Annotated in this window: 9 protein-coding genes and 1 pseudogene; 6 read left to right on the top strand and 4 right to left on the bottom strand. The window is 36.5% G+C overall.

Annotated elements, in window-relative coordinates; translation table 11 throughout:
* Positions 1–6: 6 nt before the first annotated feature.
* The gene (locus AAC024_RS06515; protein ID WP_339894450.1) at positions 7–501 is read right to left on the bottom strand and encodes an IS630 family transposase; all 495 of its coding nucleotides are present in this window, start codon (positions 499–501) and stop codon (positions 7–9) included.
* Positions 502–509: 8 nt separating this feature from the next.
* Entirely contained in the window at positions 510–968 is a 459-nt protein-coding gene (locus AAC024_RS06510; RefSeq protein ID WP_339894448.1) for a helix-turn-helix domain-containing protein, read from the bottom strand.
* Between the two features lie 61 nt (positions 969–1,029).
* Here AAC024_RS06510 and AAC024_RS06505 point away from each other — a divergent pair.
* Positions 1,030–1,497 (top strand): annotated as a pseudogene (locus AAC024_RS06505) (transposase); the annotation flags it as partial.
* Between the two features lie 119 nt (positions 1,498–1,616).
* Here AAC024_RS06505 and AAC024_RS06500 read toward each other — a convergent pair.
* Positions 1,617–2,231, bottom strand: a complete 615-nt coding sequence (locus AAC024_RS06500; RefSeq protein WP_339894446.1) for a transposase — start codon at positions 2,229–2,231, stop codon at positions 1,617–1,619.
* A complete protein-coding gene (locus AAC024_RS06495) occupies positions 2,216–3,139 on the bottom strand; it encodes a transposase (RefSeq protein WP_339894445.1) in 924 nt (307 codons plus the stop codon). The genes AAC024_RS06500 and AAC024_RS06495 overlap by 16 nt, the downstream gene beginning before the upstream one ends.
* 204 nt (positions 3,140–3,343) lie before the next feature.
* On the opposite strand from AAC024_RS06495, the gene AAC024_RS06490 reads away from it, so the two are divergent.
* From AAC024_RS06490 to AAC024_RS06470, 5 genes are all read left to right on the top strand, one after another.
* Positions 3,344–4,096: a DUF6090 family protein gene (locus AAC024_RS06490; protein WP_339894443.1), complete on the top strand. Its 753-nt coding sequence runs from the start codon at positions 3,344–3,346 to the stop codon at positions 4,094–4,096.
* A 393-nt stretch (positions 4,097–4,489) separates the two neighbouring features.
* Positions 4,490–4,786, top strand: a complete 297-nt coding sequence (locus tag AAC024_RS06485; RefSeq protein WP_339894441.1) for a DUF721 domain-containing protein — start codon at positions 4,490–4,492, stop codon at positions 4,784–4,786.
* A 97-nt stretch (positions 4,787–4,883) separates the two neighbouring features.
* Positions 4,884–5,075, top strand: a complete 192-nt coding sequence (locus AAC024_RS06480; RefSeq protein WP_339894440.1) for a cold-shock protein — start codon at positions 4,884–4,886, stop codon at positions 5,073–5,075.
* A 128-nt stretch (positions 5,076–5,203) separates the two neighbouring features.
* Positions 5,204–5,395 (top strand): cold shock domain-containing protein, encoded by a 192-nt coding sequence (locus AAC024_RS06475; RefSeq protein WP_072402704.1) that lies wholly within the window; start codon positions 5,204–5,206, stop codon positions 5,393–5,395.
* Positions 5,396–5,696: 301 nt separating this feature from the next.
* Entirely contained in the window at positions 5,697–5,888 is a 192-nt protein-coding gene (locus tag AAC024_RS06470) for a cold shock domain-containing protein (protein WP_339894435.1), read from the top strand.
* Positions 5,889–6,000: the final 112 nt, after the last annotated feature.

The raw sequence follows: 6,000 nt of genomic DNA, 5'->3' as shown, positions 1-6,000 counted from the left end.
AAATCCTTACGCAGAATCATCTCCGGTTATAAAGCGTGTCCAGAGGACTGTGGGCGTGAACACAAATTCAAACCTGTCCCACAACCTTTTGGCCTCTTCCGGTTCGAAAGTTTCATAAAAGGCGGAAGCTGCGTGCGTGCTGAAGTTGTCCATCACAAGTGTTATCCTGTTTGCTTCCGGATATTGCTCGTCCGCCAATTTCTTGATGAACTCCGCCCAGTCTTTTTTTGTTTTGTGCTCCGTCACTTCTACCGAACGTTTGCCTTTCAACGGTTCGTTCGCCATGAATATATTGACCATCCCGTGCCTTACGTACTCATAATCAACCCGGGCTTCCTGCCCCGGTCTCATCGGAACGGAAAGCTGGCCCGCCGAGATCAACTGTTTCGGCGACTCGTCCATGCAGACCACCGGGTTATTTACATCATAGGGCCTTTTGTAAACATCCAGCACCCGCTCCATGTTCGCGACGAACTCGCCGTTGCTTTTCGGCGGTATCACCCAGCCCTTTACTTTCCAAGGCTTAAGTTCGTTTTTTTTAAGACCTCCCCAACGGAAACATGGGAGATGCTCGGCACATATTCCAACTCGACCATTTTGTCGGCCAACAACCTCAAGGACCATTTTGCAAAACCCGGGGGCGGCTCGCTGCAACACAACTGGACCAGTTTTGCCTCCACATCGCCATCTATTTTCTTTTCATAGACCCGAGTGGTTGGGCGGCGTTCGAGAACCGCCTCGAAACCTTCCTCGACGAACTTCTTCTTTACACGGTCTATGGTGCGCATGCCCACCTTGAGGACCTTGCTGATCTGTTCGTTGGTCACCTTTTCGGAATGATCGCCCTCATCGCAGTTCAATAAGATGTAGGCGGCACGGAACTTCTGGGTGGTATGCGAGCCCTTGTTGATTATTGCCATCAACCCGTTTACTTCTTCTTGACTTAATTTAATGGTGTATCGTATCATTGTTTTTATTCAAAGATACTAAATTTAATTTAATACGTCATAATAAACTTAACTTAATACTAGATTGAACTCTACAATTACTCAAGGTATTAGAAAGGATGAAGATAAATTTGATTATAACAAGGATGCTGATAGGTTTGTTTGTCCAGCAGGCCATCTGTCTATACGCAAGGCACGTCAAGGTAAAAGAGATCGTGGGATAAATCAAGTGGACACCTATTATTTTGATGTGCAAAAATGTAGAGTATGCCCGCTAAGGGAAGGCTGTTATACACCTAACGCAAAGACAAAAACGTACTCTGTATCAATAAAATCTAACCTCCACAAAGAACAGATATCCCTTCAAAAAACGGACTACTATAAAGAGAAATCCAAGCACAGGTATAAAATAGAAGCTAAAAATGGTGAGCTTAAAAATGTTCACGGCTATGGTAGAGCCAGTTCCTATGGCATAGAAAATATGAGAATGCAGGGAGCAATGACGATATTTACAGTAAATCTAAAGAGAATCCTAAAGTTAACAGTCTAGAACAAAAAAACACTAATAATAAGTTCCACAAAAAAAAGCGCGCTCTATAAAGCTATTTTAACAAACAAGAACTTAATCAAATAGCACCATAAAAAAATCGGGATTAAATTAACAAAAGGTTAATTTAATCCCGATTTTAAAAATATTAGTTGAAAAAGATAACCTTTTTCAGTGCCCGCTATGCTTTGGGGGCTGTTTTTAATGAATTTTAAGTATTTTTTCAGGTTATAGGCTATGGCAGAAAGGTGCATGCACTTATTGGCCTGCCCTAGCCCCAAGGTATTCACTTTTCCCATGCCCAAAAACTGGGTGAGCGTACCAAAGACTGGTTCTACCGTACTCTGTCGCTTGCCCTTCATGTAACGCCCTTTTTTGCTGTTCACACGGGCTATGTTGCGCTCGTACTCGGGGCGGTAATAGGTAACGCTGAACTTCTTCTCCTGTGCCGATTTCCCTAAGCACGTACTGCGTATCGGACAGTCTGTACATATCTTTTTCAGGGCGCAGTATTCTTTCTTTTTTGTATTGTTCTTCTTCTCATAAAACACCTTGGTGAAGGGAATAACTTTACCCTGTGGACAGATGTAACAATCATCCTTTTCATTATAGACAAAACCATCCGGTCCGCCCTTGTAGGTGCCGTGTGGTGGAATATAGCTCGCAATGCCCTGTCCCTCTAAAAAAGCATAGTTCCCGCCGCTACTGAAACCCGTATCGGCTACACAGGTATCCATGACCAGTCCCGATTCCCATAAACGCTTTTAATATCCTGCAAATGCTGACTATCCTTACCATCTGCATGGTAGCCCTTAATATCACTTACAACATGGTGCGCAGAATCTACAGTTAATTGACTTAGATAATTTAGCTTTCTTGCCTTGCCCGGTTTTACACTAATCCGAGCATCGGGATCTGTAGGGCTGTAATGGGTTTTATTACTGGTATAACGTGCGCCTTTATTGCCTGCACCAGGGCGATGGTTCTGATCTTTTGACCATTTTTTATTTCTACTTTTTATCGCTTGTAATTCTTCACTGGTCGCTGATAGGGTCTGTTGAGATTTGAGTGCTTTATTAAGCTTTGCAGAGCGTAATGGAACTGCCTTATCCCTATTGCTAATATGGCGTAACTGTCTTAAATGAAATTCCAGATCTGCTTCCGGAACTTTGAGCTCAAGGCTGTCCATAGATGCGTTTGCCTTGACAGGTGCAGAGTCTATAACTTGGGTATGGCCACTTACCATACCCATAGATACACACATGTTGAAAACATGTGCAAAAAGTTCTTCAAAAATGGACTCTGGATATAATTGACGGGTTCTGCTTATTGTCGAGTGCCAGGGCAGTTCCTCATCGATATCGTAACCTATGAAATAGAGAAGGTCCATCCGCATATTACAATGTGCTACTAATTTACGATCGCTTGTGATATTCTCTAAATAACCCACCAAACAGAATTTAAAGAAAACAATAGGGTCCAAACTTTTTTGACCACAACTGCCATAATAGGTTTTTGTCTCTTTACGAAGGAATTCTAAATCTAAAACCGATGATAATCTGCGGTAAAAATTGTCTCGCGGAACGCGATTGCTTAACTGAAAATTATTAAACAACTTTTCTTGAAATATTTTTGTGCCTTGCATTACTAAATATACGAAATTTCTGTATATTTAGCAGGGCGTTGTGCAACAGGCACAACGTGTAAAGTTCATTGCTCGCTTCTAGTCTATTCGGAAAAACATCTGATTTTCCAATGTTGAGTTTGTATTTGCAAAGTTTATGGCTAAATTCACGCAACGAAACCATACACGAACACGTTGTGCTTCATTAAACTCAACCGCTAACCAATGATAAAATTCTTTAGAAAAATACGATACGACCTTATGGAGAAAAACAAAACTGGTAAGTATTTAAAGTATGCCATTGGAGAAATTGTTCTTGTGGTGATTGGAATATTAATTGCGCTTTCAATTAATAATTGGAATGAATCGATAAAAGAGAAAGCGTTAGAAAAAAAAGTGTTGGTTGAGCTTAAAAAGTCTTTAGAAAACAATTATAGTGAAATGCTTCAGGATTCTCTAAGACGAGTGAATTGGAATAGGTCCAGCGATATTATTATTAGTATACTACACGAAAAAGCTGAATACAATGATTCCTTGAATATTCATTTCCATAATGCGCGCTTACCAGGAACAAACCTTTCATTGTCTACAGCTGGATACGAAGGTTTAAAAAATGTAGGATATAAAATCATTTCATCCGATTTTTTAAGAAATAGTATCGTAGAACTGTTTGAAATTTCACAAAAAAATTTATTGGAAGAAATGGAATACTTTGAATCCTTTCAAACAAATCGACAAACTCAAGTTGACCAACTATTTAGTTATGAACTAAATAAATTCGACTCGAATAACCCGTTTAGTGTCCCAATATCACCCCATAATTATAATGCATTAGTGGATGATATAATCTATTTAGCTATGGTGAAATCGGTTAAAGTTCAACGCAATATAATAGGTGCTATTCTAATTAGAAATTTAGAAGAAACTAAAAATGTTTTAACCTTTCTTAATGCCGAGTTAGAATCAATGGAAAATTAATTTACCTTTGAACTTGAAAAACAATAACGAAAGCACAACATAGAAAAGAGAGGGGGTTTTCAAGAAAAACGAGATCTAGTCTCAGTATACGAAATAACCTTAATCTTCTCTTTTTGTTCTTTCTGTTTATATACTTAAATTTAAAACTTTATTACTAAAAGCTAACTTAAGTTATACTAGACACTTTCCAAAAACAAAACAAGTTTAAATTTAAAAAATTAAGATAGCAAATAATTGCGTTAGTGATAGCAGTGAAAAGCCCGCAGGCACGAGGACTTGTAACGGATAGCCCGACCTCCCGATAGTTATCGGGAGTGGAACGCCCAAATAATTTTTGTTTCAACTTGGACTTATTTTAATACTTTTAAAGAAAATATATAATTTTACCTTACCATGGCAAAACGCAACAACGAACATCTGAGTATTAGTGACGCTTTAAAAGAGTTTGTAGAAACCAATAAACTTGAAAAAGGCTTAAACAAAGTTAACGTGGTGGATGCTTGGGCAAAACTTTTGGGTAATGGCGTTAATAACTACACCACTTCAGTAAATTTAGAACGCGAAACATTATATGTACAATTAAGTTCAAGTGTATTAAGAGAAGAATTAAGCTACGGAAAAGAAAAAATAATTAATATGCTTAATGAAGAATTAGGTAAAATAATTATTAAAAAACTGATTCTAAGATAATTAGACACTAATATTATTATAAAAATTTATCAAAAAAAATAAAAAATATTGTTTTTTGTTTTATCTTTGCCACTTAATTTATTATAATACAAATACAATGAGTAAAGGTACCGTAAAATTTTTCAATGATTCTAAAGGATTTGGATTCATAACTGAGGATGACAACAACAATGAACATTTCGTACACATTTCAGGATTAATCGATGAAATTCGTGAAGGGGATGTTGTAGAATTCGATCTACAAGAAGGTAGAAAAGGATTAAATGCAGTAAACGTAAAAGTAGTCTAACGATATACTATTTAACAATTACAACTTAAAGCTTATCATTTATTTGATAGGCTTTTTTTGTTTTTTATGTTTTCTAAATTAATTGCAGTATATTTGCGACATATATTAATTATCATAATACAAATACAATGAGTAAAGGTACCGTAAAATTTTTCAATGATTCTAAAGGATTTGGATTCATTACTGAAGATGACAACAACAAAGAACATTTCGTACACATTTCTGGATTAATCGATGAAATTCGTGAAGGTGATGCAGTAGAATTCGATTTACAAGAAGGTAAAAAAGGATTAAACGCCGTAAACGTAAAAGTAATCTAACGATATACTCTTAACAATTACAACTTAAAGCTTATCATTTATTTGATAGGCTTTTTTTTTGTGTCCTATTTTATTTTCTTCAAAGGAAGAGAGTTTCAACCATCTATATATCATTATAAAAATAGAATCTAAAAAGTTTTCAGTTGTCCTATTGAGCGCAGTCGAAATGTTTTGTCTTACTAATAAATCTAAATAGGTTTCGACTGCGCTCAACCTGACAACAATGGCAATAACTTTTTGGTTCTATTTTTTTGGCATAGACTTTGCATTCTTGAATTTATAATAATTAAAATTTAATACAATGAGTAAAGGAACAGTAAAATTCTTCAACGATTCAAAAGGATTCGGGTTTATAACTGAAGAAGGTTCAAACACAGAACATTTTGTTCACATTTCTGGATTAATCGACGAAATTCGTGAAGGCGACATCGTCGAATTTGATTTAGAAGAAGGAAGAAAAGGCTTAAATGCCGTAAACGTAAAAGTAGTTTAGTAAAATATACAGTACTTTTTAAAACAAAAATCCCGCAATTATAGCGGGATTTTTTTGTTTAATAGTTTCTTGCCCCCGTACTCATGAGAATAACACATTTCAAAATGAAACT

It is taken from the genome of uncultured Algibacter sp. (genome assembly GCF_963976535.1).
Lineage (GTDB): Bacteria > Bacteroidota > Bacteroidia > Flavobacteriales > Flavobacteriaceae > Algibacter_B.
The sequence above is the reverse complement of the archived record's forward strand: the minus strand, read 5'-3'. Positions and strand labels throughout refer to the sequence as shown.

Excerpts from the sequence above, each read along its gene's own strand:
- AAC024_RS06495 (WP_339894445.1), bottom strand. The coding sequence starts at position 3,139 with ATGCAAGGCACAAAAATATTTCAAGAAAAGTTGTTTAATAATTTTCAG.
- AAC024_RS06470 (WP_339894435.1), top strand. The coding sequence starts at position 5,697 with ATGAGTAAAGGAACAGTAAAATTCTTCAACGATTCAAAAGGATTCGGG.
- AAC024_RS06485 (WP_339894441.1), top strand. The coding sequence starts at position 4,490 with ATGGCAAAACGCAACAACGAACATCTGAGTATTAGTGACGCTTTAAAA.
- AAC024_RS06510 (WP_339894448.1), bottom strand. The coding sequence starts at position 968 with ATGATACGATACACCATTAAATTAAGTCAAGAAGAAGTAAACGGGTTG.
- AAC024_RS06490 (WP_339894443.1), top strand. The coding sequence starts at position 3,344 with ATGATAAAATTCTTTAGAAAAATACGATACGACCTTATGGAGAAAAAC.
- AAC024_RS06480 (WP_339894440.1), top strand. The coding sequence starts at position 4,884 with ATGAGTAAAGGTACCGTAAAATTTTTCAATGATTCTAAAGGATTTGGA.
- AAC024_RS06500 (WP_339894446.1), bottom strand. The coding sequence starts at position 2,231 with ATGGATACCTGTGTAGCCGATACGGGTTTCAGTAGCGGCGGGAACTAT.
- AAC024_RS06475 (WP_072402704.1), top strand. The coding sequence starts at position 5,204 with ATGAGTAAAGGTACCGTAAAATTTTTCAATGATTCTAAAGGATTTGGA.